The 21,854-nt window shown below is 75.2% G+C and carries 20 protein-coding genes and 2 pseudogenes; 10 read left to right on the plus strand and 12 right to left on the minus strand.

Annotated elements, in window-relative coordinates; all coding sequences use genetic code 11:
• Positions 1–91: 91 nt before the first annotated feature.
• The 3 genes from AB0D01_RS23885 to nadE all read right to left on the minus strand — a co-directional run bounded on the left by AB0D01_RS23885 (position 92) and on the right by nadE (position 3,311).
• On the minus strand, positions 92–1,609 hold the full coding sequence (locus tag AB0D01_RS23885) for a carotenoid oxygenase family protein (RefSeq protein ID WP_363058444.1): 1,518 nt from the start codon (positions 1,607–1,609) through the stop codon (positions 92–94).
• A gap of 146 nt (positions 1,610–1,755) precedes the next feature.
• Positions 1,756–2,301, minus strand: coding sequence for a DUF4232 domain-containing protein (locus AB0D01_RS23890; protein WP_363058446.1), 546 nt, complete (start codon positions 2,299–2,301; stop codon positions 1,756–1,758).
• A 179-nt stretch (positions 2,302–2,480) separates the two neighbouring features.
• A complete protein-coding gene (gene nadE / locus AB0D01_RS23895) occupies positions 2,481–3,311 on the minus strand; it encodes an ammonia-dependent NAD(+) synthetase (protein ID WP_363058448.1) in 831 nt (276 codons plus the stop codon).
• Positions 3,312–3,572: 261 nt separating this feature from the next.
• On the opposite strand from nadE, the gene AB0D01_RS23900 reads away from it, so the two are divergent.
• Positions 3,573–4,613 carry an alcohol dehydrogenase catalytic domain-containing protein gene (locus tag AB0D01_RS23900; protein ID WP_363058450.1) on the plus strand — a complete coding sequence of 347 codons (1,041 nt, stop codon included), beginning with the start codon at positions 3,573–3,575 and terminating at the stop codon, positions 4,611–4,613.
• Positions 4,614–4,712: 99 nt separating this feature from the next.
• Here AB0D01_RS23900 and AB0D01_RS23905 read toward each other — a convergent pair whose 3' ends face one another.
• On the minus strand, positions 4,713–5,627 hold the full coding sequence (locus tag AB0D01_RS23905) for a LysR family transcriptional regulator (protein WP_363058452.1): 915 nt from the start codon (positions 5,625–5,627) through the stop codon (positions 4,713–4,715).
• A 171-nt stretch (positions 5,628–5,798) separates the two neighbouring features.
• Between AB0D01_RS23905 and AB0D01_RS23910 the strand changes: the two genes are divergently transcribed.
• From AB0D01_RS23910 to AB0D01_RS23920, 3 genes are read left to right on the plus strand one after another with little or no spacing between them, the layout of a single operon-like run.
• A complete protein-coding gene (locus tag AB0D01_RS23910; protein WP_363058454.1) occupies positions 5,799–6,698 on the plus strand; it encodes an NAD-dependent epimerase/dehydratase family protein in 900 nt (299 codons plus the stop codon).
• Positions 6,695–7,609: an aldo/keto reductase gene (locus AB0D01_RS23915; RefSeq protein WP_363058456.1), complete on the plus strand. Its 915-nt coding sequence runs from the start codon at positions 6,695–6,697 to the stop codon at positions 7,607–7,609. The genes AB0D01_RS23910 and AB0D01_RS23915 overlap by 4 nt, the downstream gene beginning before the upstream one ends.
• A gap of 57 nt (positions 7,610–7,666) precedes the next feature.
• Positions 7,667–8,326, plus strand: coding sequence for a maleylpyruvate isomerase N-terminal domain-containing protein (locus tag AB0D01_RS23920; protein WP_363058677.1), 660 nt, complete (start codon positions 7,667–7,669; stop codon positions 8,324–8,326).
• A gap of 27 nt (positions 8,327–8,353) precedes the next feature.
• On the opposite strand, the gene AB0D01_RS23925 is transcribed toward AB0D01_RS23920, so the two are convergent.
• The 4 genes and pseudogenes from AB0D01_RS23925 to AB0D01_RS23940 form a co-directional block, all read right to left on the minus strand.
• Positions 8,354–8,929, minus strand: coding sequence for a hypothetical protein (locus AB0D01_RS23925; protein ID WP_363058458.1), 576 nt, complete (start codon positions 8,927–8,929; stop codon positions 8,354–8,356).
• A 116-nt stretch (positions 8,930–9,045) separates the two neighbouring features.
• Positions 9,046–9,324: pseudogene (locus tag AB0D01_RS23930) on the minus strand (hypothetical protein); the annotation flags it as partial.
• Positions 9,325–9,482: 158 nt separating this feature from the next.
• A pseudogene (locus AB0D01_RS23935) lies at positions 9,483–9,743 on the minus strand (hypothetical protein); the annotation flags it as partial.
• Positions 9,740–10,402 carry a TetR/AcrR family transcriptional regulator gene (locus tag AB0D01_RS23940; protein ID WP_363058460.1) on the minus strand — a complete coding sequence of 221 codons (663 nt, stop codon included), beginning with the start codon at positions 10,400–10,402 and terminating at the stop codon, positions 9,740–9,742. The gene AB0D01_RS23940 and the pseudogene AB0D01_RS23935, both read right to left, overlap by 4 nt.
• A 49-nt stretch (positions 10,403–10,451) precedes the next feature.
• Here AB0D01_RS23940 and AB0D01_RS23945 point away from each other — a divergent pair, with 49 nt between their 5' ends.
• The gene (locus tag AB0D01_RS23945; RefSeq protein ID WP_363058462.1) at positions 10,452–11,018 is read left to right on the plus strand and encodes a GNAT family protein; all 567 of its coding nucleotides are present in this window, start codon (positions 10,452–10,454) and stop codon (positions 11,016–11,018) included.
• A 68-nt stretch (positions 11,019–11,086) separates the two neighbouring features.
• On the plus strand, positions 11,087–12,271 hold the full coding sequence (locus AB0D01_RS23950) for an alpha/beta hydrolase (RefSeq protein WP_363058464.1): 1,185 nt from the start codon (positions 11,087–11,089) through the stop codon (positions 12,269–12,271).
• A 526-nt stretch (positions 12,272–12,797) separates the two neighbouring features.
• Here the strand turns inward: AB0D01_RS23950 and AB0D01_RS23955 are convergent.
• Positions 12,798–13,604, minus strand: coding sequence for a TIGR04222 domain-containing membrane protein (locus AB0D01_RS23955; protein ID WP_363058466.1), 807 nt, complete (start codon positions 13,602–13,604; stop codon positions 12,798–12,800).
• A gap of 158 nt (positions 13,605–13,762) precedes the next feature.
• Here AB0D01_RS23955 and AB0D01_RS23960 point away from each other — a divergent pair, with 158 nt between their 5' ends.
• Positions 13,763–14,995: an FAD-dependent oxidoreductase gene (locus AB0D01_RS23960; RefSeq protein WP_363058468.1), complete on the plus strand. Its 1,233-nt coding sequence runs from the start codon at positions 13,763–13,765 to the stop codon at positions 14,993–14,995.
• Positions 14,996–15,147: 152 nt separating this feature from the next.
• A complete protein-coding gene (locus AB0D01_RS23965) occupies positions 15,148–16,389 on the plus strand; it encodes a cytochrome P450 (RefSeq protein ID WP_363058470.1) in 1,242 nt (413 codons plus the stop codon).
• Between the two features lie 80 nt (positions 16,390–16,469).
• On the opposite strand, the gene AB0D01_RS23970 is transcribed toward AB0D01_RS23965, so the two are convergent.
• Both AB0D01_RS23970 and AB0D01_RS23975 read right to left on the minus strand, forming a co-directional pair.
• On the minus strand, positions 16,470–16,841 hold the full coding sequence (locus AB0D01_RS23970) for a hypothetical protein (RefSeq protein WP_363058472.1): 372 nt from the start codon (positions 16,839–16,841) through the stop codon (positions 16,470–16,472).
• A gap of 55 nt (positions 16,842–16,896) precedes the next feature.
• On the minus strand, positions 16,897–17,280 hold the full coding sequence (locus AB0D01_RS23975; protein WP_363058474.1) for a hypothetical protein: 384 nt from the start codon (positions 17,278–17,280) through the stop codon (positions 16,897–16,899).
• Positions 17,281–17,503: 223 nt separating this feature from the next.
• Between AB0D01_RS23975 and AB0D01_RS23980 the strand changes: the two genes are divergently transcribed.
• Together AB0D01_RS23980 and AB0D01_RS23985 are read left to right on the plus strand one after the other, a co-directional pair.
• Complete coding sequence (locus AB0D01_RS23980) at positions 17,504–17,911, plus strand: MarR family winged helix-turn-helix transcriptional regulator (protein WP_363058679.1); 408 nt, start codon at positions 17,504–17,506, stop codon at positions 17,909–17,911.
• A gap of 586 nt (positions 17,912–18,497) precedes the next feature.
• A complete protein-coding gene (locus AB0D01_RS23985) occupies positions 18,498–20,429 on the plus strand; it encodes an ABC transporter ATP-binding protein (protein ID WP_363058476.1) in 1,932 nt (643 codons plus the stop codon).
• 72 nt (positions 20,430–20,501) lie between these two features.
• On the opposite strand, the gene AB0D01_RS23990 is transcribed toward AB0D01_RS23985, so the two are convergent.
• On the minus strand, positions 20,502–21,767 hold the full coding sequence (locus AB0D01_RS23990) for a phytase (RefSeq protein ID WP_363058681.1): 1,266 nt from the start codon (positions 21,765–21,767) through the stop codon (positions 20,502–20,504).
• Between the last annotated feature and the right edge of the window lie 87 nt (positions 21,768–21,854).

The following is a 21,854-nucleotide window of genomic DNA, read 5'->3' on the forward strand; positions in this document are numbered from 1 at the left end:
GCACGTGTACCGGTCGTACTCGGTCTTTCGCCCGGTGCGGCGAGAGCGCGTGCCAGGCGTCGCGGGGCAGGCAGGAGTTTGACGACAGGCCCTAGACCGCGCTCGGTTCCTCGGTCGGCAGCCAGGCGCCGTGCAGGCCCAGCGGCACCCGGACCGGGATCCGGACGCGGGCCTGGGGGCCGGCGGCCGGGTCCTCGTCCGGCAGGACCAGGAGCCAGCTGGTGCCGTCCGTACGGTCGGTGGCGAAGGTGAGCCAGTGCCCCTCGCCGTCGGCCCCGCCCGGGGTCGGCGCGTACACCGGTTCCCCCACCGACAGGTCCCCGGCCTCCCACAGCACGCTGCCGCCGCCCTGGACGTCGTACCAGCGCAGGGCGTCGTACTCGCCCGGCAGCAGGTCCGCCGTGCCCGCGCCGGCCGCCGCCGCGAGGCGCCGGTGGCGGCGCCCGACCAGCCGGTCGTCCACGCGCGGCAGCTCGATCCGGGCGTCGTCCAGGCGGGTGCGGCGCATGCTGCCCGCCTCCGGACTGATGACGGCGCGCGCCAGGCCGCCCGGGTTGGGGCCGGCGCCGGAGGGGCCGAGCGACAGGTGGTCCCACTGGACGTAGTCGAGGACGACGTCGTAGCCCCGTCCGCCGGCGACGCGCCCTCCGCCGTCCGGGCCGTCGGCCGCGGGCTCGTCCTCGCCCAGGTCGTAGGCGTTGACCGTGTGCCACATCCAGTAGGCGTCGTCGGAGGCTTCCCGCACCGGGCCGCCGTCGCGCGGGATCAGCAGGATCCGGGTGCCGCGCTCCGGCCGCCAGGCGATCAGCGAGCCCGTGCCGGACAGCGCCGCCTCGATGTCGAAGAACGCCGGTGCCAGGACGAGGACGACGAAACGGGTGGTGAGGGCCATGTCGTGGATCATCATCGGCTCGTCGACGCCCTCGACGGGCGTGGGCCCGCGCACCACCGAGCCCGTCGGGCCGATGACCGACCAGGTAAGGAAGGGCGGTTCGAGGCCGTAGCAGAACACCACCATCTCCCCGGTGCGCGGATCGATCTTCGGGTGCGCCGTGATCCCCGCGGGAAGCGCGCCGTCGAAGGTCTCGCGGCCCAGGGTGTCCAGCTCCGGCGACAGCCGGAAGGGGCAGGCGGCCTCCGCGAGCGCCAGCAGCCGGCCCGCGTGCCGCACCACGTTGATGTCCGGCAGGTCCTTGAAGGTGCCGGCGAGGTCGGCCGGTACGTCCGGCTCCCGGGGGGTCACCATGGACTGCAAGCCGCCCCACAGGGCCCGCCCGGCCCGCTCCTCGGCCAGGACTCCGGGCGTGCGCACGAACCGGTTGCGGTAACGGGCCCTGCCGTCGGACAGCCACACGCCGTGCACCATGCCGTCGCCGTCGATGGGGTAGAGGTACGAGCCGATCGGGCTGAAGCGGGGGTTCGGCCCGTTGCGCAGGTACGTTCCGTCCAGCCCGTCGGGCAGCCGCCCCTCCACCCGCAGGTCGGCCTCGTCGACCTCCTCGGTCACGGGGGCGAAGGCCCCGGAGAGGTGGGCGACCCGGGTCGGGTCGAACGGTGCGGGCGGTGCGGACGCGGACGTGCTGTGCGCGGTGGACGCGTGCGTGCTCATGACGGCCTCCGGAGCGCGCCGGGCGACGGGAGGTCACCCCGCGCACCACCTCCCAGTCAAGCCCGACCCCGCGGGCCCGGCAACGCGGGCGGACGGGCCGCGGGGACGGCCGGTACACGGCCGCCCGCACGGCCCGGTCGGGGAGCTCAGCGGAAGGCGGAGGCGGTCACCGCGGTGCCGCACAGCGCGAAGTCGCCGCCGTCGGCCGGTGCCAACTGGAGCGCGCCGCCCCCGACCCCCACGACCATCGACGGCGCCACGGTCGGCTCGGCGCCCGAGGGGCAGTAGCCGCCGGCCTCGCCCATGACCGGCTTGAAGCCGATCACCGTCGAGGCCCTGCCGCCGACCGGCAGGTCCACGGGCCGGGCCTGTCCCCGGCGGGAGACGGACAGCGGCAGGTTCTTGTCGGGCGATCCCTGCCCGGCCAGGGCCACGGTCGGGAAGCCCTGGAGCACGCACGCCTTCGGCCCGTCGTTGATCACCGTCACCCGGACCCCGGTGGCGCCGACCCGCTGCGCGCTGTCGGCGATCAGCTGGGTGTGCCGACAGGGGGCGGCCGGCGCGGTCGGGGCGGCCGCGGAACGGTCGGCCCGTACGTCGGCGAAGGCCGTGCCGGCCGCCGGCCCTCCGGCCAGGACGACCGCCGTCAGCAGCAGGGCCGGGGCCGCGCCACGGCTCCTCGTACGCCTCATACGCTTCGTGGGCCTCGTGCGTTCCATGCCTTCTCCAACCCCCGGTCGGGGCGGGGCGCCGGTGCACACCGGTGCGTCCCGCGCGGGACGGCACTGCCCCCTCCACCACCATCCCAACGGCGCGCGCGCCGCGCGACCGGACCCCGGCGGCCCGCGATCGGGACCGCCGGGGAGGGAAGTCACGGGGCGATCGGCAGCCGGCGCTTGTGGTCGGTGAGCCGGTAGCGGCGCACGATCGTCGCGAAGGCCTCCTCGGCGACGGGCTTGCCCTCCAGGAAGTCGTCGATGTCGTCGTACGTGACACCGAGCGCGTCCTCGTCGGCCTTGCCCGGGGCGAGGGTCTCCAGGTCCGCCGTGGGCGTCTTCCACACCAGCTCGGTCGGGGCGCCCAGGGCGTCCGCGACCGCGCGCACCCGGCGCTTGGTCAGACCCGTCAGCGGCACGACGTCCGCGGCGCCGTCGCCGAACTTCGTGAAGAAGCCGGAGACCGCCTCGGCCGCGTGGTCGGTGCCCACCACCAGGCCGTCGTGGGCGCCCGCCACCGCGTACTGGACGATCATGCGCTGACGGGCCTTGATGTTGCCCTGCACGAAGTCCTGGTGGTGGGCGTCGCGGAACACGGTGCCGCCGGCCACGCAGGCCTGGAGGGCGGCGTCGCTCGCCGGCTTCACGTCCACCGTGAGCACGCTGTCCGCGTCGATGAAACCGAGGGCGAGCTGCGCGTCGTGCTCGTCGGCCTGGACGCCGTAGGGCAGCCGCATGGCGTGGAACGTCGCCTCGTGCCCGGCCGCCCGGACCCGCTCCACCGCGAGCTGGCAGAGCCGGCCGGCCGTGGTGGAGTCCACGCCGCCGCTGATCCCGAGGACCAGGGAGCGCAGACCGGTGGAGGTGAGGCGCTCGGCGAGGAACGCCACCCGGCGCTCGATCTCCAGGGCGGCGTCGAAGCTCTCCGACACCTCCAGTTCCCGGGCGATCTCTTGCTGCAGGGTGATGGACCCGGGCGGGTTCACGGGCTGCTCCTCGTGCTCGTGCGGGGTACGCGGCGGTGCGCGCTGACCCTCCGACCTTAGTCCAAGCCCCGGCGGGCCCCGCCGGGGGCGGGGGAGCGCCGAACCGCCCGCCCGCCGCCGGAGGTGCGTGCGGCCCACACCGGTGGTGTGCTGGTCGAGGGCCGTGCCCACGGCCGGCGGGCCGGGCGGCGGGCGCCGGGGCGGGGTGGGCCCGCGGGCGGGGCAGCGTGATTTCGGCGAGCGAAAGGCGACGGCTTCCTCATGCGAGCGACACTGATCTACGGCGCCGGCGACGTCCGCGTCGAGGAAGTCCCGGACCCGACCGTCCGGGAACCCACCGACGCGGTGGTGCGCGTCCTGCGCGCGTGCGTGTGCGGCAGCGACCTGTGGCCCTACGGGTCCATGGCCGCGCAGGGGCACGGGGACCGGATCGGCCACGAGTTCCTCGGCGTCGTCGAGGACACCGGCCCCCGGGTGAACGGCCTGAAGCGCGGCGACGTCGTGGTGGCCCCCTTCGTCTGGGCGGACAACACCTGCGACTTCTGCCGCGAGGGCCTGCACACCTCCTGCCGCCACGGCGGGTTCTGGGGCGCGGACGGGGTGGACGGCGGCCAGGGCGAGGCCGTGCGCGTCCCGCAGGCCGAGGGCACCCTCGTCAGACTCCCCGTCGGGGAGGACTCCGAGCTGCTGCCCTCCCTGCTGACCCTCTCCGACGTGTTCCCCACCGGCCACCACTGCGCGGTCACCGCCGGGGTCGACGCGCGCACCACGGTCACCGTCATCGGGGACGGGGCCGTGGGCCTGTGCGCCGTCCTGGCCGCCGCCCGCCTCGGGGCGGAGCGGATCATCCTCATGGGCCGCCACCGGGACCGCACCGATCTGGGCCGCGACTTCGGCGCCACCGACGTCGTCCCCGAACGCGGGGCGGAGGGCGTCGAGAGGGTGCGCGAGCTGACGGGCGGCGACGGCACCCACACCGTGCTGGAGTGCGTGGGCCTGGAGCCCGCCATCGACACCGCCTTCGGCGTCGTGCGGTCCGGCGGCACGGTCTCGCGCGTCGGCGCGCCCCAGTACCCGACCGTGCGGATGGACTTCTCCCTCTTCTTCCGGAACATCACCCTCACCGGCGGTGTGGCACCGGCCCGCGCCTACATCGAGGAGCTGCTGCCCGACATCCTGGAGGGCCGGGTGCGGCCCGGCCGCGTCTTCGACCGCGCCGTCGGTCTCGACGGCGTGCCCGCCGGGTACCGGGCCATGGCCGACCGCGAGGCCCTGAAGGTCATGATCGACCCGTCCCGGTGAGCCGCCCGAGCCGGTGAGCGGCCCGTCCCGGTGAGCCGCCGTTTCCGTCGCGCCCGTCGGGGGCCACCCCGCCTGCTCCGCTGACCCCCCGGCCCCGCTTTACTGTTCCCGTGCCGTGAGCCGGGCCGCGAGGTCCTCGGCCAGGACGGCCGACGCGCCGCGCCGGCGGCGCGACAGCGCCAGCCCGAGCAGGCGGCGCGGACTCGGCGCGGCCGGCCGCAGCGAGAGCAGCTCCGGGTGCCGGCTCAGGCCGATCTCGGGGATCAGCGCGATCCCGACGCCGGCCCGCACGAGCGCCTGGGCGAACCCGTAGTCCGTCGCCGTACACGAGATCCGCAGTTCCACACCGGCCAGTTCGGCGTGGCGGGCGAGCTGGTCCGCCGACTTGCGGCAGCCCAGGATCCACCGCTCGTCCGCGAGTTCGGCCAGGTGCGGGGGCTCCGGCCGGTCGCGGAAGAGGGCCGCGGCCGGGTGGTCGCGCCGCAGGACCACGTGGAGCGGATCCGCGCCGAGGGGGGTCCAGTCCAGGCCGGACCGGTCGCCGGGCCGCGCGGGCGGCGGCCCGTCGAAGTGGTAGGCCAGCGCGAGGTCGGCCCTCCCCTCGCGGACGGCGGGCAGGCTCTCCTCCGGCTCCGCCTCCAGGATCGTCAACTCCACCTCGGGATGGTCCTCGACGAAGCCGGCCAGCGCGGGGGGCAACAGCCGCCGGCCCGCGCTGGCGAACGTCGCCACCGTGAGCGACGTCCGCCGCGCCGCCAGCGCGTCGATGCGCCGCTGGGCGTCGGCCAGCTCGGCGGCGATGGCGTCCGCGGCCTCCACCAGCAGGCGGCCCGCCCGCGTCAACGTCACGCCCCGCGTGGAGCGTTCGACCGCCGGCGACCCGAGCGCGCGCTCCAACGCCGCGATCTGCTGCGAGACGGCCGAGGGGGTGCAGCGCAGCGCCGACGCCGCGCGGTTGAAGCTGCCGTGGCGGGCGACCTCGCGCAACACGGCCAGACGTTGGACGTCGATCAACAGTTCTCCTTGTGACGAGGTGCGGTGATCGACACTACCGCTACCGACCAGGGCCGCCGAGACTGATCACCGAGGCCCTCCCGGAGCGGACCGGGCCGAAGGGGCCGTCACCGGGCCGCGAGGGCCGACGGCGGAAGACGAACAGCGATCCGAAGGAACGGGGTACGCGCCATGGACGTGTGTGTGATCGGGGGCAGCCGCTACTTCGGGCGCCGGCTGATCGAGGACCTGAGGGACGCGGGGGCGCGCGTGACGGTCCTCAACCGGGGCTCCACACCGGCCCCGCCGGGCGTGACCCACCTGCGCGCCGACCGCGACGACGAGGACGCGCTGCGCGCGGTCCTCGCGGGCCGCTCGTTCGACGTCGTCATCGACCAGGTCTGCTACTCGCCGCGCCAGGCGGCCGTCGCCGCCCGCGTCTTCGCCGGGCGCACCCGCCGTTACGTGATGACCTCCACCGTCGAGGTCTACGCGGCGCTCGCCCGGCCGGGGGCGACCGGGGGCCCCGCCTTCGCGGAGGAGGCCGTCGACCCGGCCGCCGTCCCGGTGGACCCGCACCTGCCCTGGACGGACGCCGCCTTCCTCGACGAGCACTACGGCGAGGGCAAGCGCCAGGCCGAAGCCGTGTTCACCCGGCGGGAGGCCTTCGACTTCGCCGCCGTCCGCACCGCGCACGTCCTGGGCGGCGACGACTTCACCGGGCGCCTCGCCCACTACGTCGAACGGATCGAACGCGGCCTGCCGATCGTCGTCCACGCCGCGCCGCGCCCCGCCTCCTTCGTCCACGAGCCGGAGATCGCCCGCTTCCTCGCCTGGACCGCCGCCGCCTCGTTCACCGGTCCCGTCAACGCGGCCTCGCGCGGGACGCTGGACGTCCACGAGCTGAGCGCCGAGATCGGCCGCGCCGCGGGCAGGGCGCCGCAGACCGTCGTACGGCCGGGCGAGCCCGTCTCCCCGTACTCCTTCGACCGCGGCTACGCGATGGACACCGGCCGGGCCGCCCGCCTGGGCTTCCCGTTCTCCTCGGTGACCGACTGGCTGCCCCGCGTCGTACGGGAGGCCCGCCGATGACGCACGACCCGACGGCCCGTGCCCGTACCGTCGGCCCCGTCACCGTGGGCCCGGTGGGCCTCGGCGCGATGCCGCTCTCCGTGGAGGGCCGCCCGGACACCGGGCAGGCCCTCGCCACGCTCCACGCGGCGCTCGACGCGGGAGTACGACTGATCGACACCGCCGACTGCTACCAGTGGCACGCCGACGAACGCGGCCACAACGAACGGCTGATCGCCCGCGCCCTCGCCGGCCACCCCGCCGCCGACGAGGTCCTGGTGGCGACCAAGGGCGGCCGGGGCCGGCCCGGCGACGGCTCGTGGACCGTCGACGGCGACCCGCGCCGGCTGCGCCGCGCGGCCGAGGACTCGGCGGCCCGGCTCGGCGTGGAGGCGATCGGCCTCTACCAGCTGCACAAGCCGGACCCGGCCGTCCCCTTCGCCGAATCGGTCGGCGCCCTGCGGGACCTGGCCGACGCCGGGACGATCCGGATGGTCGGCCTGTCCAACGTGGACACGGCGCGGATCCGTACGGCGCACGAGATCCTCGGCTCCCGCCTGGTGTCGGTGCAGAACCGGTTCTCTCCCGCCCACCCCTCCACCCGCGACACCCTCGACCTGTGCACCGAACTGGGCCTGGCCTTCCTGCCGTGGAGCCCGCTCGGCGGCCTCTCGCCCAGCGCCGTCGACGACCCGGACGACCCCGTACCAGCGGTCGGCGGCCCCTTCCGCGCCCTGGCCCGGGCCCGCGGCGTCAGCCCGCAACGGGTCTGCCTGGCCTGGCACCTGGCCCAGTCGCCCGTGGTCGTCCCGATCCCCGGCGCCCGTCGCCCGGCCTCCGTGCGCGACTCGGCGGCGGCGGGCACGCTCACCCTGTCACCGGCGGAGCTCGCGGCACTGGGCGGCACGGACACGCCGGCCCGCTCCGGTTGACCGTGCTTGTCCGCCGCGCCGGCGCCGCACTACGGTGCCGAGGTGGACCCTGCCGAGGTGGACCTCTTCTCCCGCTCCTGGACGGCGCTGCGCACGGCGGTCGCCGAGCTCCCGGACCCGGACTTCGCCCGGCCGTCGGGCTGCGCGGGCTGGCTCGTCCGGGACCTCGTGTGCCACCTGGTCATCGACGCCCAGGACGTCCTGATCACCCTGGCCACCCCCGCGTCGACGGAACCCACCGTCGACGCGGTGGGCTACTGGCACGTCGAGGACCGGCCCCCGACCGGCGAGGACCCGCTCGACGCCCTCACCGTCCGGCTGGCCGCCGCGTACGGGGACCCCCACCTGCTCCGGTTCCACCTCGACGACGTCGGCTCCGCCGCCGGGCGCGCCGCCGAACTCGCCGATCCGCGGGCCCGGGTGGCCACCCGCGACGAGGTCCTCACCGCGGGGGACTACCTCGGCGCCTACGTCCTGGAATGGACGCTGCACCACCTCGACCTGATCGCCCACCTCCCCGAAGCGCCGATCCGGCCGCCGGCGGAGGGCCTGGCCCGCGCCCGCGCCCTGCTGGAGCGGATCGGCGGGGCGGCCTTCCCCCCGTCGTTCACCGACCGGGACGCGCTCCTGGTCGGCACCGGACGGGCCGCGCCCACCGACGCCCAGCGGGCCGAACTGCGCGACGCGCGAGTGCGTTTCCCGCTCTTCCTGGGGTGAGCCGGGCGGCCCGGCCCGCCCCGCCGCTCAGGAGCCGTAGCGGCTCAGCCGGCTGCGGGCCGCGCCGGGGCTGATCCCGAGGCCCGTGGCCACCCGCTCGACCGGCACCTCGTCCTGGCCCAGGTAGTGCGCGGCCGTCCCCGCGACGCGGGCGCCCGTGCGCTCCAGCGCGGCGACGGCCCGCAGCGCCGCGAGGGGACCCGTGTCGGCGAGGGCCTCCAGCTCCGCGGTGACCCGTTCCAGCAGGTCCCGTACGTGTTCCGGCAGCGGTACCGCCCGGGCCTCGACCCCGGCGACGTGCTCCCGCCACTCGCCGAGCGGGCCGTCCGTGTCGAACGAGAAGGGCAGCGGCAGGTCGTTGCCGACCCGAGCCCAGTCGACGGCGTGGAGCCGTTCGCCGCGCCACCCGCAGGAACAGGCCGCCCGCACGCTCGCGGCGAGGGGCGTGCCGTGCGCGCCGTCGTAGTCCCACCAGTCGGTGCTCGTGTCGAAGTCGGCCCCGCTGCCCAGGTCGAAGAGCAGCGGCTTCGGTTCGCTCCCGTCGGCCAGGACCGCCGCCGGCCGTCCTTCGTGCTCGCCCGCGAACTCGCTGGTCTGCCACATCGGATGCTCCCAGGGGTACGTAGCGCCGTGGTCCTCCGCTGCGACGATGCCCCGCGCCCGCACCCCGAAACCGGCGGCCCCCGTTCGCACGACCGCTCGAACGGGCGGCCCGGGTGTCAGCCGAGCCCCTCCAACCAGGCGCCCACCACCGCGAAGTCGCCCTCGGTCAGCCCGCGCACGGGGTCGACGCGGTGCAGCAGGGCGGCCCCCGGATGGTGCGCCGCGACCCAGGCCCGGTCGGTGTCGGTGACCTCGTCGTCCACCCAGACGAACGGCGTCCCCGCGGCCCACCCGACGAGGGTGCGCGTCTTCCAGTGCAGCCCCGCCCGCTGGTCCCGGGCCTCGGCCTCGGGATCGTCCGGCCAGTGCACGACGGCCAGGGGTGGCAGGCCTAGGTCGTCTCTTTCGGATCTTGCCGGTTAAGCCCGCGTCGTTCGGTGCCGTGGATCGCAAGGCGGAGAGGCTCCCGATTACTGGACGTACTCGGGTGCCTCGACAACGCGGCGAGGCGCGGTGCCGGGCGGCGCGGGCCAGGCAAGATCCGGAAGAGACGGCCTAGGCGGGGCGCGACGCACGCGTTGGCGTCGGCCATCCACGTCGTGGCCCAGACCACCTCGCACGGCAGGGCCGCCAGGCGGGGCCCGTGGGCCGGATCGATCCTGCTCAACAGGGGGTTGGCGGGCGGGTCGAGGACATCGCCCGGCAGGCGGTGGGTCGGGTACGTCCCGGAGGGCGCGCCGAAGGGGATGAGGGGCCCGTCCACGTCGAGGAAGAGCCGGGGGAGGCGGCACGGGGGCGGTACGGAACCGGTCATCGGGTCACCCCGCGCGCGGCGCCGGCGTCCGCCCCGTCTCCGTTCGCGTCCGCCCCCTCGCGGTCCGCGGGCCGGTGGGCGGCCAGGGCCGCGAGGTGGTCGTCCAGGAGCCGCGCCTGACGCGCCGGGGGAAAGGCCGCGGGATCGAAGAGGGCCTGCACCGTCAGGCCCAGGACGAACGCCTGCGCGCCGGCGGCCACGTCTTCCGGATCGCCGGCCGGCAGTTCGCCGAGCCGCTGCGCCTCGGCGACCAGGTCGCGCAGCCCGGACCGGGCGCGCCCGTACTTGCGGGCGTGGTCCGCGCTCACCGCCGGGTCGGCCAGCGCCGTGTCCCAGGAGGAGACCCAGATGCGGTTGACGGCGCGGGCCTCGTCGGTCGTCGGGAGCACCGCGAGCAGGGCGGCCCGCAGGGCGGCGAGGCCCTGCCCGCCCGAGGGGCGGGGGCGGGCGGCGGTGCGTTCCGTCAGCAGGTCGAGGGCGTACGCGACCAGGTCGCGCTTGGTGGGGAAGTAGTGGGTGACCAGCCCGGTGGTGGCGCCGAGCTCGGCGGCGACGGCGCGCAGCGTCAGCCCGCCGAAGCCGTGCGCGGCGAGCACCCGCCAGACCGCCTCGGAGACGTCGCGGCGGCGGGCTTCGTGGTCTCCCTTGGTACGTGGCATGCTGCTACGGTACATAACCGTAACGCTTGTTGTGTGAATGGTGGGTCCGATGTTCTCCCTCCCCCTGCGCGGCGGGGCCCTGCTCCGCCCGCTCGAAGTCCGGCACGCCGAGGAGTTCGCCGCCCACATGGACCGGGCCCGCGAGCACATCCGCCCGTGGGTCGGAGCCGGTTTCGTGACCGAGGGCGTCGAAGGGGCGCGGGGCACGCTGAGCCGCTACGCCGAGCGCCAGGCCGCGGACGGCGCCCGGCTGTACGGGATCTGGCTCGCCGACGGCACGCTCGTCGGCGGTGTGATGTTCACCGACTTCGACGCGGCCGCGGGCACCTGCGAGGTCGGCTGCTGGACGGAGCCGGCCGGCGAAGGGCGCGGCCTGGTCACGCAGGCCTGCGGCGTGTTGTTGGACTGGGCGTTCGGTGAGCGGGCCGTGCACCGCGCGGAGTGGCACTGTCGCGCGGACAACGAGCGGAGCGCGGCGGTCGCCGGGCGGCTGGGCATGACGCTCGAAGGCGTGCGGCGCGAGGCGTGGACCGTCGGCGGGGTCCGCCACGACGCGCAGGCCTGGGCGGTCCTCGCCCCCGAGTGGCGGGCCCTGGCGGGGCGCCGGGAGTGGTGAGCCGGCGGTTTCCGGCCATTCGGATATTGATTAGGTGAGGCTAACCTAACGTGCCTTAAGGTGCGTTCATGAAGAAGATCATCCGCATGGCCGCGGGCCTGGCGGCCGGCCTGGTGCTGGCGGGCGGCCAGGTCGCCGTCGCCGCGCCGCCGGCCGCCCAGGTCGGCGCCGAGGGCACCCCCGGCAGCGCCGTACGCCTCGAACTCCCGCGCCCGACCGGGCCCTTCGGCGTCGGCCGCGACACCCTGCACCTGGTCGACCCGGCCCGCAAGGACCCGTGGGTGCCGACCGCCGACCGCGAACTGATGGTGTCCCTCTACTATCCGGCGGTGGCGGGCACCGGAACCCCGGCGCCCTACACCACCCTCGACGAGGCCAGGGCGCTCCTGGTCGACCGGGGTGAACTCGGCCGGCACGTGACGCCCGAACAGGTCGCCGCGACCCGGACCCACGCCCGCGAGGGCGCGGTACCGCGCCGGGCGCGCGCACCCTACCCGCTGATCGTCCTCTCGCCCGGGTTCACCCTGCCCCGCTCCTCCCTGAGCACGCTCGCCGAGGACCTGACCTCGCGCGGGTACGTGGTGGCCGCCCTCGACCACGCCTACGAGTCCGACGGCACCACCTTCCCCGGCGGGCGGCTTCTCGGCTGCTCGGCCTGCACCCAGGTCTTCCCCGACCGTTCGATCGGCAGGGTCTCCGACGCCCGCGCCCTCGACGTGACGTTCCTGCTGGACCGGCTCACGGGCGACCGACCCGCCTGGCGCCACTCCCGGATCATCGACGCCCGCAAGGTGGGCATGGCCGGCCACTCCATCGGCGGGGCCTCGGCCGCTGCGGCCATGGCCGCCGACCGGAGGGTCGACGCCGGCGTCAACATGGACGGCACCTTCTTCACCCCGCTCCCGGAGACCGGACTCGGCGGGCGGCCCTTCCTGCTCCTCGGCGGCGACCCGGCCCTGCTGCCTCCCGACCTGGAGGACGACAGCTGGGCGAAGGCCTGGCCCCGGATGGACGGGTGGAAGCGGTGGCTGACCGTCACCGGCATGGGGCACCCCGGCTTCACGGACTGGCCCGTCCTCGGTGACCAGGTCGGCTACGCGCACCCCGAGACCCCGCTGTCGGGCACCCGCTCCGAGCGGATCACGCGCGCGTACACCGGGGACTTCTTCGACCGGCACCTGAAGGGGCTGCCCGCGCCCCGCCTGGACGGCCCGACCGCCGCCGACCCCGAGGTCGTCTTCGAGCGGCGCTGAGCCGACGGCGCTGAGTCCACGACGCCGAATCGACGGTGCCCCGGTTTTGACGGCCGCCCCCGCCCCGTGCCGCCCCGGTTCGACGGCCGCCCCCGCCCGCTTCCCGCGCTCCCAGTACGCGCACCCGACCCGACGGGCTTCGGAGCCGGGGGAGCGGGAGGGGCAGGGGGTGGGGTCGGGGGCGGAGCCCTGCGGCGTACCGCGTTCCCAACGGGCGCGCGAATCAGGGGAGTTCGCCGCGTCCGAGGAGTTCTCCAGGGCGAGCGTGGCCCCGCCCGAGACCAGGACGAGCCCCACCCAGCCGACCGCCACCCGTCGCCGGATCGATCCCGACACGCCCCTCACCCGTTCCCGCTCGTCACTCCGGGCGCTCACGCCACCCCGATGACATTCTCGGGCTCGAAAGCCGCGATTCCTCGCGCGATACGAACATGTGTCCGAAAAGTGGGGCGCTGTCGACCGATCCCGCACGTTCGCGCGCCCGCCACCCGCCTGCCTTCACCCGCCCCGGCCGCGCCGGACGGGTTCAGCCGCCGCACCCGCCGCAGTTCGCCGACGCGTCCCCCGAGCCGCCTCCCCGGTCCGGTGCCCGCCTCGGCGGACGGGTCAGCAGTCCGCTCTCCTCGGTGAAGCGGGGCAGCCCGGCACGCAGCGCCGGGGCGCCGAACAGGGCCACCCGCAGCAGCAGTTCGTCCGCTCCCGCCCCGGCCGGCGCCCGTACGCCGGGCCGCTCGCGGCGCATCCGCGCGAGGAGGCGCGCACCGCGCCACGTCCGCCGCGACCCCACCCACAACACCGCCGCGGCGGCGTCGGCGAGCAGCGCGAGACAGAGCGCCGCCGCCGTGACGGCGCCCGCGCACGCCCCGGTCGTCGCCGCGCCGAACACCCCGATCAGCAGGGCCCGTACGGTCCACGTCCGCCCGGCGGACACCATCAGCCCCGCCCGCTCCAGCTCCCGCCGCAGGCCCCGGACGGCCCCCTCCACTCGATCGGCGCGCCGGAGTGCTCCCGGGTGCCGTTCGCCGTACAGCACGCGGTGCTGCGCGCGGGCCACCTCGGAACACCCCGCCGGCGGGTGGGAGGTGACGCAGCGTACGGTCCGGCGCCACCCGGGCTCCACCGCCCCGGCCAGGTACAGCTCGACCCACGCGGTCCGCGTCGCCCCGAGCGGGCCCCCGCGCAGCAACCCCACCGCGACCGGGGACGGCGTCCCGCCGAGCGGCCCCGCCCCCGCCGACCGGGCGCCCCGTACGCGCAGGGCCGCCGCGAGCGCCAACAGCAGCCACGCGACCGCGATCGACACCGACCCGCCCGCCCCACCGGCCCCGCCCATGTGGACCCCTCCCTCCCCGGCCGCCCAGATTGCCCCGAACGGCCCCCCGCCACAAGGCGATCGCCCGCCGCGTGTCGTCGCGGTTGCCCCCCTTCGCCGCGCGCGGTGCGGTATACGTCCTCGGGGGAGTGCCCGACGTCGCGAAGGGAGTGGTCGCCGTGGAACGAACGGCCTGCTGTGTGGTGGGAGGCGGGCCCGCCGGCATGGTGTTGGCCCTGCTGCTGGCCCGGGCCGGGGTGGAGGTGACCGTACTGGAGAAGCACGGGGACTTCCTGCGCGACTTCCGCGGCGACACCGTCCACCCCTCCACCCTGTCGCTGCTGGACACCATCGGCCTCGCGGAACGCTTCGCGCGCCTGCCCCAGCGGCGGGTGACCTCCGTACAGCTGCCCATCGGCCCGGACCGGTCCCTCGTCACCGTCGGGAACATCGGGGCGCTGCGCGGTCCGTACAACTACATCGCGATGGTCCCCCAGTGGGACCTGCTCGACCTGCTCGCCGACGAGGCCGCCCGCGAGCCGTCCTTCAGCCTGCGCATGAACACCGAGGCGACGTCCTTCCTGATCGAACGCGGCAGGGTCACCGGCGTGCGCTACCGCACCGCCGACGGCGACACGGGCGAGATCCGCGCCGCGCTGACCGTGGCCTGCGACGGCCGCGGCTCCCTGGCGCGCGCCCTGCCCGGACTGGGGCTGGAGAGCTTCCCCTGCCCCATGGACGCCTGGTGGTTTCGGATCCCGCGCCACGAGGACGACCCCAGCGGGCTCGTGGGAGGCCTGGGGGAGCGTTTCTTCGCCGCCCTCATCGACCGGGGCGACTACTGGCAGTGCGCGGGCCTCATCCCCAAGGGGACCGACGTCGAGCGGCGGGCCGAGGGCCTGGACCGCTTCACGGCCCAGTTCGCCGACGCCGTCCCCTGGCTCGCCGACCGGACCCACGCCCTCACCTCCTGGGACGAGGTCAAACTCCTCGACGTACGACTCGACCGGTTGCGCCGCTGGCACCGACCCGGGCTGCTGTGCATCGGCGACGCCGCCCACGCCATGTCGCCGGTCTTCGGCATCGGCATCAACCTGGCCGTGCAGGACGCGGTGGCGGCGGCCCGCCACCTCGTGCGCCCGCTCCTCGCCGGCACCGTGGGGCTGCGCGACGTACGCCGCGTGCAGCACCGTCGTCTCCCCACGACCGTGGCCACCCAGGGCCTCCAGCGTCTGGCGCACACCCAGGTCATCGAGCCGCTGCTGGCCGGCCGCGTCGCCTTCGACGATCCGGCGCGGGCCAAACGGCTGACCGAGCTCATCACCGAGTCGCGGTGGCTGAACCGGGTGCCCGCCTACTTCCTCGCCTACGGCGCCCTGCGCGAGCGCCCCCCGAAGGAATCGCTGCGCTGACCAGGGCGTCCCCGGGCCCGGGACCGGACAATGGAACCGGACAAGCGAAACGGACAAGGGAACCGGGCGAGGGAGACGGGCGAGGGAGACGGACGAGCGAACCGAATCCACGCGCCCGTCCCCACCGGGGACGCTCCACTCCGGGAGGCCACATGAGCGAGCAGCCGACCGTCCTGCCCTACGCCGACCGGGCCTTCGTCGCCGACCCGTTCCCGCTCTACGAACGCCTGCGCGAGGAGGGCCCGGTCCGCCGGGTCGTCCTCGCGGGCGGCCTGGAGGCCTGGCTCGTCACCCGCTACGAGGACGGACTCGCGGCCCTCTCCGACACCCGCCTCAGCAGCGACGTACGGGACGCCTCCGACCCCCGGCTCCTGGCACAGCTGCCCGCGTCGGAACGCGCGTCGATGCTGAGCAACATGCTCCGCAGTGACCCGCCCGACCACACCCGCCTGCGCCGCCTGGTCGCGAAGGCCTTCACCGCCCGCCGGGTGGCCGACCTGGCACCCCGGATCCGGGCCATCGCCGACGGGCTGCTCGACGCGGTCGTCCCGACCGGCCGCGCCGACCTCGTCGCGGACTTCGCCCTGCCGCTCCCGATCACGGTGATCGGCGAACTGCTCGGCGTCCCCGCGGACGACCGCCACGCGTTCGGACGCTGGACCAACCGCATGCTCATGCGCGGCGCCGAGCCCCCCGACCCCGCCGTGGTCGACGAGGCGTGGCGGCACATGCGCGCCTACATCACCGACCTCATCGGCGCCAAGCGGGCCCACCCCGGAGACGACCTGCTGAGCGACCTCATCGCCGCCCGGGACGAGGAGGCGCGCCTGTCCGAGGACGAACTCGTCGCCATGGTGTTCCTGCTGCTGGTCGCCGGCCACGTCACCACCGTCAACCTGATCGGCGGCGGCATCGCCCTGTTGCTCGCCCACCCCGACCAGCTCGCCCTGCTGCGCCGTGACCCCGAGCTGATGCCGGGGGCGATCGAGGAGTTCCTGCGCTACGACGGCCCCGTCAGCCCCGGGATCGCCCGCTTCGCGCGCGAGGACGTCGAGATCGCCGGCGTACGTGTCCCGCGCGGTGCGACCGTACTGATCGGAGCGGCCCTCGCCGACCGCGACCCGGCACGCTTCCCCGAACCCGACCGGCTGGACATCACCCGGCGGGACAACGCCCACCTCGCGTTCGGGCACGGGATCCACTACTGCCTGGGCGCCCCGCTGGCCCGGCTGGAGGGGCGGATCGCCATCGACGCCGCCCTGCGCCGGCTCCCCGGGCTCGCCCTCGCGGTGCCGGAGCGGGAGATCCCGCACCGCGCCGGCGGGCTGCGCGGCCCCGAGAGCCTGCCGGTGACCTTCACCCCGGGGGGGCGGGACGCCGCGCCCGCCGACTGACGCCGTCACGGGGAAGTCGCCCCGCCAAAGTGGCGGGGCGACTGGCGGTCGTGGGGTCGTGGGTGTGTGGGGCCGTGGGGTCAGATCGTCACGCAGATGCCGTCCTCGATCACCCGGCCGTCACGCTCCAGGCCGCCGCAGACGAGCTTGGCCCCGGACTGCTCGTAGCCGACCGCCCACCGGTGGCTCGCCGCCCGCACCTTCGAGGAGTGGAAGTCGCCCCAGTAGGAGCGCAGCGTCCCGGGGAGGCCGTCCTTGGTCTGGACGGTGATGTCCTGCACGAACCGGTTGTGGTGCGCGGTCATGACACAGATGTACCGGCCGCACTGGCTGTGGACCTCGGCGAACGCGGGCGCGGCGGCGAAGAGGGTGACCGCACAGGCGGCGATCAGGAGGGCGGGCTTCTTCAGGTCGAACTTCTTGATGTCGATCATGACCTGCTGAACGATCAAGACCCCCGTCGGTCACCCCGCTCCGGGGGCCGCTTCCGCCCGCGACCGACGCCGGCTAGGCCACCGCGCCGGCGACCCCGGTGCGGCCGTCGGGGACGCCGACGATCGTCACGATCACCTGCCCGCGGACGGCCTCGCCGAGCACGCCGGCCAGTGCGTCGGTGGTGGCGCCGATCAGCCGGGCGGGAGCGTCCGGGACCTCGGGCACGTGGTACGCGGCCTCGCGCATGCTGAGGGTCACGAGAGGGGCGTCGCCGTCGGCCGGGACGCCGCCGACGCCCCGGCGGTGCCGCGGGATGCCGATCAGGTCCACCCCGACGAGACGGCGGAACCCCTCGCCGTAGACGGCGCCGACCGCATCGGCCAGGGCCCTGATCAGCTTCGGCTCCACTGTCCCGTCGAGGGCTTCCTCCCGGATGTGCACGCTGAAGTGGGGCATGGTGGCGACTCCGTTCACGTCGGTGCGTACGATGGGGAACAGCTCACTTTGCAATCAAAGCAAAACACCTTTGAAGGCAAAGGTAAATAGGGAGGGGTGTGCGATGTCGAGGTCCGAGGCGCGCGACGCCGCACAGGACGCCGGGCGCGAAGGCGGCGGCAGCGGCGGTGACAACGGCGGTGACAACGGGGCCGACGACATCGTCAGGTCCCTGCTGCTGCTCATGCCGCGCATGGTGGCCCAGGTCAAGAAGATCCCCGTGCCCGAGGCCCTGCGGTCCTTTGCGCTCGCGCCGCGCCACCTCTCGCTGCTCGCCTACCTGCTCTTCGACGGGCCGATGACCGTCAACGAGCTGGCCGCCCGACTGAAGGTCGCCCCGACGACGGTGAGCCTGCTGATCGGCGACCTGAGCCGCAAGGGCATCCTGGAACGGCGCGAGGACGAAGCCGACCGGCGCCGCCGGATCATCGCCATCGCGGCCGACCAGCAACCCGCGATCACCGCCTGGCTCGCCCCGGGCGCCGCCGCCTGGCGCACGGCACTGGCCCCCCTGACCCCGGATCAGCGGCGGCTGTTCGTCGACACCTTGCTCGCGTACGAGGCCGCGGTCACCGGCGAGGACCGTAGCTAGGGCCTGTCGTCAAACTCCCGTCTGCCCTCCGGGCGACGACAGGAGTTTGACGACCCCTGGCCCGCTTCCGCGGCCGCGGACCCCGGCGCCCACTTTTGCTCGGCCGTTTCTAAAACCCCCCGCCCCCCCCCCGGGCGACGACAGGAGTTTGACGACAGGCCCTAGCGCCCTGACCGCGGCGACCGGAGGTTCTCCTCGCGGTCCGAGTCCCAAACCCGCGCCGGCGCAACGGTGTTGTGGACGCGGGCCGGCGTCGCGCGCCGCGTCGGATCCGGACCGTGACGCGGGGCCGCAAGTGCTTTGTCGCCGACCGACCCCCGCACCGGCCGGTTTCGGCCAACCTCGCCCTCTCCCCGGCCCATGGGCCCGGCGTCCCCCGAACACGATCAGCGGCCGCCCCGGGGGAGGCGTCGTCGCGAGGTCGACCAGATCCCGCTGCTCCGGCCACCGCACTGCGCTCTACTCACTCCTCCGGTTCCCGCGACCACGCGCCGGCCCCTCCGCACCCGCGGAGCCGGGCCTCTCCACCCTGCGCGCACGAGCGTCGAACCGGCCTCCACGACGAACCGGTTGAAGGAGAAGACGCGTGTCCGAGCCACAGCACACGAAAGAGCGATCCCCCGAACAGGACCCCGCCGAAGACGGATCCGCCGCACCGTCCGCCGCCCCGTCCGCCCCGACGCTCCCCGAGTTCACCTACGCCCGGGGGCGGCACAACGACACCATGGAGACCCTGTCGCTCGGGCAGATGGCCCGGCGCGTCCCCTCCGCCCTCCGGCAGACCGCGCGGCTCGCCCTCGCCGTCAACCGCACCGCGTTCCGCGTGCTGGTCGCCGCCCAGATCCTCGGCGGCGTCTGCACCGCCGCCGGCCTGGCGGCGATCTCCCAGGCGATGGTCCCCCTCCTGACCGGCGACGGCGTCCGCGAACGCCTCTGGGCCGCCGCCTGGCCCCTGGCCCTCGCCGCCGCGATGACCGCGCTCGGCGCCCTGGCCTCCCTCGCGTCCGGCAGCGCCGCGCGCCGCCTCAACCCCGGCATGGCCACCCTCGCCGACCTCGCCATGGTCGACGCCCACATGGACGTCGAGCTCGCCGCCTACGACGCCCCCGACTTCTCCGAACGCTCCGAGGCCGCCGAGACCGGCTCCGCCCGTTCCGCGATGCTCCTCCAGGACGCGCTCGGCCTCACCGGCGGGCTGATCGACATGGTCGCCGTCGCCTCCGTCCTCACCGTCGTCCACCCCGCCCTGCTGCCGCTGCTCCTGCTGTCCGTGGTCCCCCGGGGCCTCGGCTCCGTGTACGCGGCCCGCCTCGACCACCGCCTCCACAACGAGACCGTCGCCTCCCGCAACATCAAGCACATGATGCGCTGGCACCTGACGACCCCGAAGCTCGCCGACGAGCTGCGCGGCAACGGCATGCGGCCCTACGCCCACCACTGGTACGCGGCCGTCTGCGAGCGCGTCGACTCCAGGATGGTCGCCTCGGCGCCCCGCTACCTCGCGGTCCACCTCGTCGCCACCACCGCCTCCGGGTTCTTCGTCGTCGCCACCTACGGGGCCCTCGCGGGGCTGGTCCTCGGCGGGTCCATGGCCCTCGCCGCCGCCGGCACCGCGATCGTCGCCATGCGCACCTCCACCGCCGCCCTGTCGCAACTCGTCGTCTACGGGGCGGCCATGTTCCAGCACGCCCTCTACCTCGGCGACTACACCGCCTTCGTCGAGGACGCCGCCGCGAAGTCCGGCCCACGCGGCCCGCAGGTGATGGAGAACCCGCCGGAGAAGATCCGGCTGGAGGAGGCCGGCTACACCTACCCCGGCAAGGACACGCCCGCGCTCGGACCGATCTCCCTCACCCTGGCGCGCGGCGAGGTCGTCGCCGTCATCGGGGAGAACGGCGCCGGGAAGTCCACCCTGATCCGGCTGTTGACCTCGCTCACGGCCCCCACCCTCGGCACCGTCACCTGGGACGGCGTGCCGACCTCCGACGCCGACCAGCGCACCGCCTGGCGGCACGTCGGCCTCGTCACCCAGTCCTACGGGTACTGGCCCTTCTCGGCGCGGGAGAACATCACGCTCGGCCGGCCCGACCCGCGCGGGGAGGAAGCCGTGTGGGAGGCGCTGGACGCGGTGGGCATGCGGACGGCCGTACGGGAGTTCCCCGACGGTCTGGACACCCTGCTGGCCCGCACGGTCTGGGGCGGTCACGAACCCTCCGGCGGCCAGTGGCAACGCCTGGCCTGCGGACGCGCCTTCCACCGCCGGCCCGGGCTGCTGGTCATGGACGAGCCCACCTCGGCCATGGACCCGCGCGGGGAACACATGGTCTTCTCGGGCCTGCGGGACATGAAGCAGGACCGGATCACGGTGATCGTCACGCACCGGATGGAGAACTGCCGCCTCGCCGACAGGATCATCGTCCTCGACTCCGGACGCATCGCCGAACAGGGCACCTACGAGGAACTGGTGGCGCTCAACGGCTCCTTCGCCGAGCTGGTCCGCCTCTCCCAGGACCGCTGACCCGCCACCACCCCGCGGGGGCGCACCGGTCCGATCCGGTACGCCCCCGCGGCCGGCCTGCCGGTCGGGGGGTCAGTCGTCCAGGGCGTCCAGGACCCGGCCCAGGTCCACGAACTTGAAGCCCGTCGCGGTGCGCGGTCCGTCCTCGGGAGCGTCGTGGCCGTCCTGGACCACGAGGAGGCCGCGGGGGAAGGCGCGCCCGAGCGGCCGGTTCAGGGCGGCGGCCCCGTCGCACTCCTCGGAGCCGTCGAGCTCCCGCGAACGGGCGGTGATCCGTACGCCGCCCTCGTACGCGTTGCCTTCCTCGCGGTCGCGGTCGCGGTCGTAGAAGGCGAAGGTGTCGTCGCCCTGGCTCGACACCATCAGCCGGCCCTTGCCGCGGCCCTCGTCGACGATGGTCAGCCCCTCGACGTCCGCGGACAGCCGGCGCCCGCCGAAGCCCGGGTCGGCGCCGGGCACGCACTCCTCGCGGGCCTCGTCGTAGACGGCCGGGACCCCGTACGCGCGAACCCGGTCGACGAGCACCGGCTTCGAGGTCAGATCGGCCCGCACCCGCCAGACGCCGACGTCCTCCTGGCCGGCGTAGAGGGTGCCGTCGGCGGGGTCGACGACCATGCCCTCGACCTGCGGGCCCTCGCCGGGCTCGCCGCAGGGGGTCCAGGAGGAGCCGTTCGGCAGCCGGAAGGAGGAGGGCAGGTCCAGGGTCCGCACCGGGCGGTAGTCGACCGTGCCGCCGGGCGCGGCGATCAGTTCGAGCAGGGCGATCCGGGTCTCGTGACGCCGGCTGACCAGCGCCCAGGAGCGGCCGGTGGCCCGGTCCGTCCAGGTCGCCAGGCCGTACGCGGTGCGCTGCCCGTCGATCTCCGCCTGGGAGGCGGAGAACACCGGGGCGGCGGTCGGCGCGGTGACGTCCGTCAGCGGGCCGCCGGGACGGTCGCGATCGATGCGGTAGAAGCGGAGCCGGTCGTTGCCCCGGTCGGTGACGACGGCGAGGTCCGCCCGACCGGTCGACAGGCGCATCCGGTGGACCAGGTCGACGTTGTTGAACCGGCCCGGCGCGTGGTCGGGACCCGGCGCCGCCGGTGCGGGAAGCGCCTGCACCTGGCGCGCGGCCAGGTCGTAGACCCGCAGCCCGCCCTCCTTGGCCGTGGCGACGACCAGGCTGCGGTCGGGGTCGGCGTCGTCACGCCAGATGGCGGGGTCGTCGGCGTTGGCGTTGCCGCCCTCGGGGTCGTCGAACAGCGTGGCGGTCTCCGCCACCGGGGTGACGGCGGGCAACCGGTCGCCCCGGGGCCCCTGGGCCGCGGCGGGGGCGGCACCGACGAGGCCGGCGAGCACCGCGAACGCCGCCGTCAGGGCGAGGGCGGCCGCGACGGGGCGAGCGGGGCGAGACGGGTGATCGGGACGATGAGGGTCCACCAGGAG

The sequence above is a fragment of the Streptomyces sp. NPDC048606 genome, from assembly GCF_040650855.1.
GTDB lineage: Bacteria > Actinomycetota > Actinomycetes > Streptomycetales > Streptomycetaceae > Streptomyces.

Bases quoted from the DNA above. Each gene is read 5' to 3' on its own strand.
- AB0D01_RS23885 (WP_363058444.1), bottom strand. From the start codon at position 1,609: ATGAGCACGCACGCGTCCACCGCGCACAGCACGTCCGCGTCCGCACCG.
- AB0D01_RS23890 (WP_363058446.1), bottom strand. From the start codon at position 2,301: ATGAGGCGTACGAGGAGCCGTGGCGCGGCCCCGGCCCTGCTGCTGACG.
- AB0D01_RS23900 (WP_363058450.1), top strand. From the start codon at position 3,573: ATGCGAGCGACACTGATCTACGGCGCCGGCGACGTCCGCGTCGAGGAA.
- AB0D01_RS23910 (WP_363058454.1), top strand. From the start codon at position 5,799: ATGGACGTGTGTGTGATCGGGGGCAGCCGCTACTTCGGGCGCCGGCTG.
- AB0D01_RS23915 (WP_363058456.1), top strand. From the start codon at position 6,695: ATGACGCACGACCCGACGGCCCGTGCCCGTACCGTCGGCCCCGTCACC.
- AB0D01_RS23925 (WP_363058458.1), bottom strand. From the start codon at position 8,929: ATGTGGCAGACCAGCGAGTTCGCGGGCGAGCACGAAGGACGGCCGGCG.
- AB0D01_RS23940 (WP_363058460.1), bottom strand. From the start codon at position 10,402: ATGCCACGTACCAAGGGAGACCACGAAGCCCGCCGCCGCGACGTCTCC.
- AB0D01_RS23945 (WP_363058462.1), top strand. From the start codon at position 10,452: ATGTTCTCCCTCCCCCTGCGCGGCGGGGCCCTGCTCCGCCCGCTCGAA.
- AB0D01_RS23950 (WP_363058464.1), top strand. From the start codon at position 11,087: ATGAAGAAGATCATCCGCATGGCCGCGGGCCTGGCGGCCGGCCTGGTG.
- AB0D01_RS23955 (WP_363058466.1), bottom strand. From the start codon at position 13,604: ATGGGCGGGGCCGGTGGGGCGGGCGGGTCGGTGTCGATCGCGGTCGCG.
- AB0D01_RS23965 (WP_363058470.1), top strand. From the start codon at position 15,148: ATGAGCGAGCAGCCGACCGTCCTGCCCTACGCCGACCGGGCCTTCGTC.
- AB0D01_RS23975 (WP_363058474.1), bottom strand. From the start codon at position 17,280: ATGCCCCACTTCAGCGTGCACATCCGGGAGGAAGCCCTCGACGGGACA.
- AB0D01_RS23980 (WP_363058679.1), top strand. From the start codon at position 17,504: ATGCCGCGCATGGTGGCCCAGGTCAAGAAGATCCCCGTGCCCGAGGCC.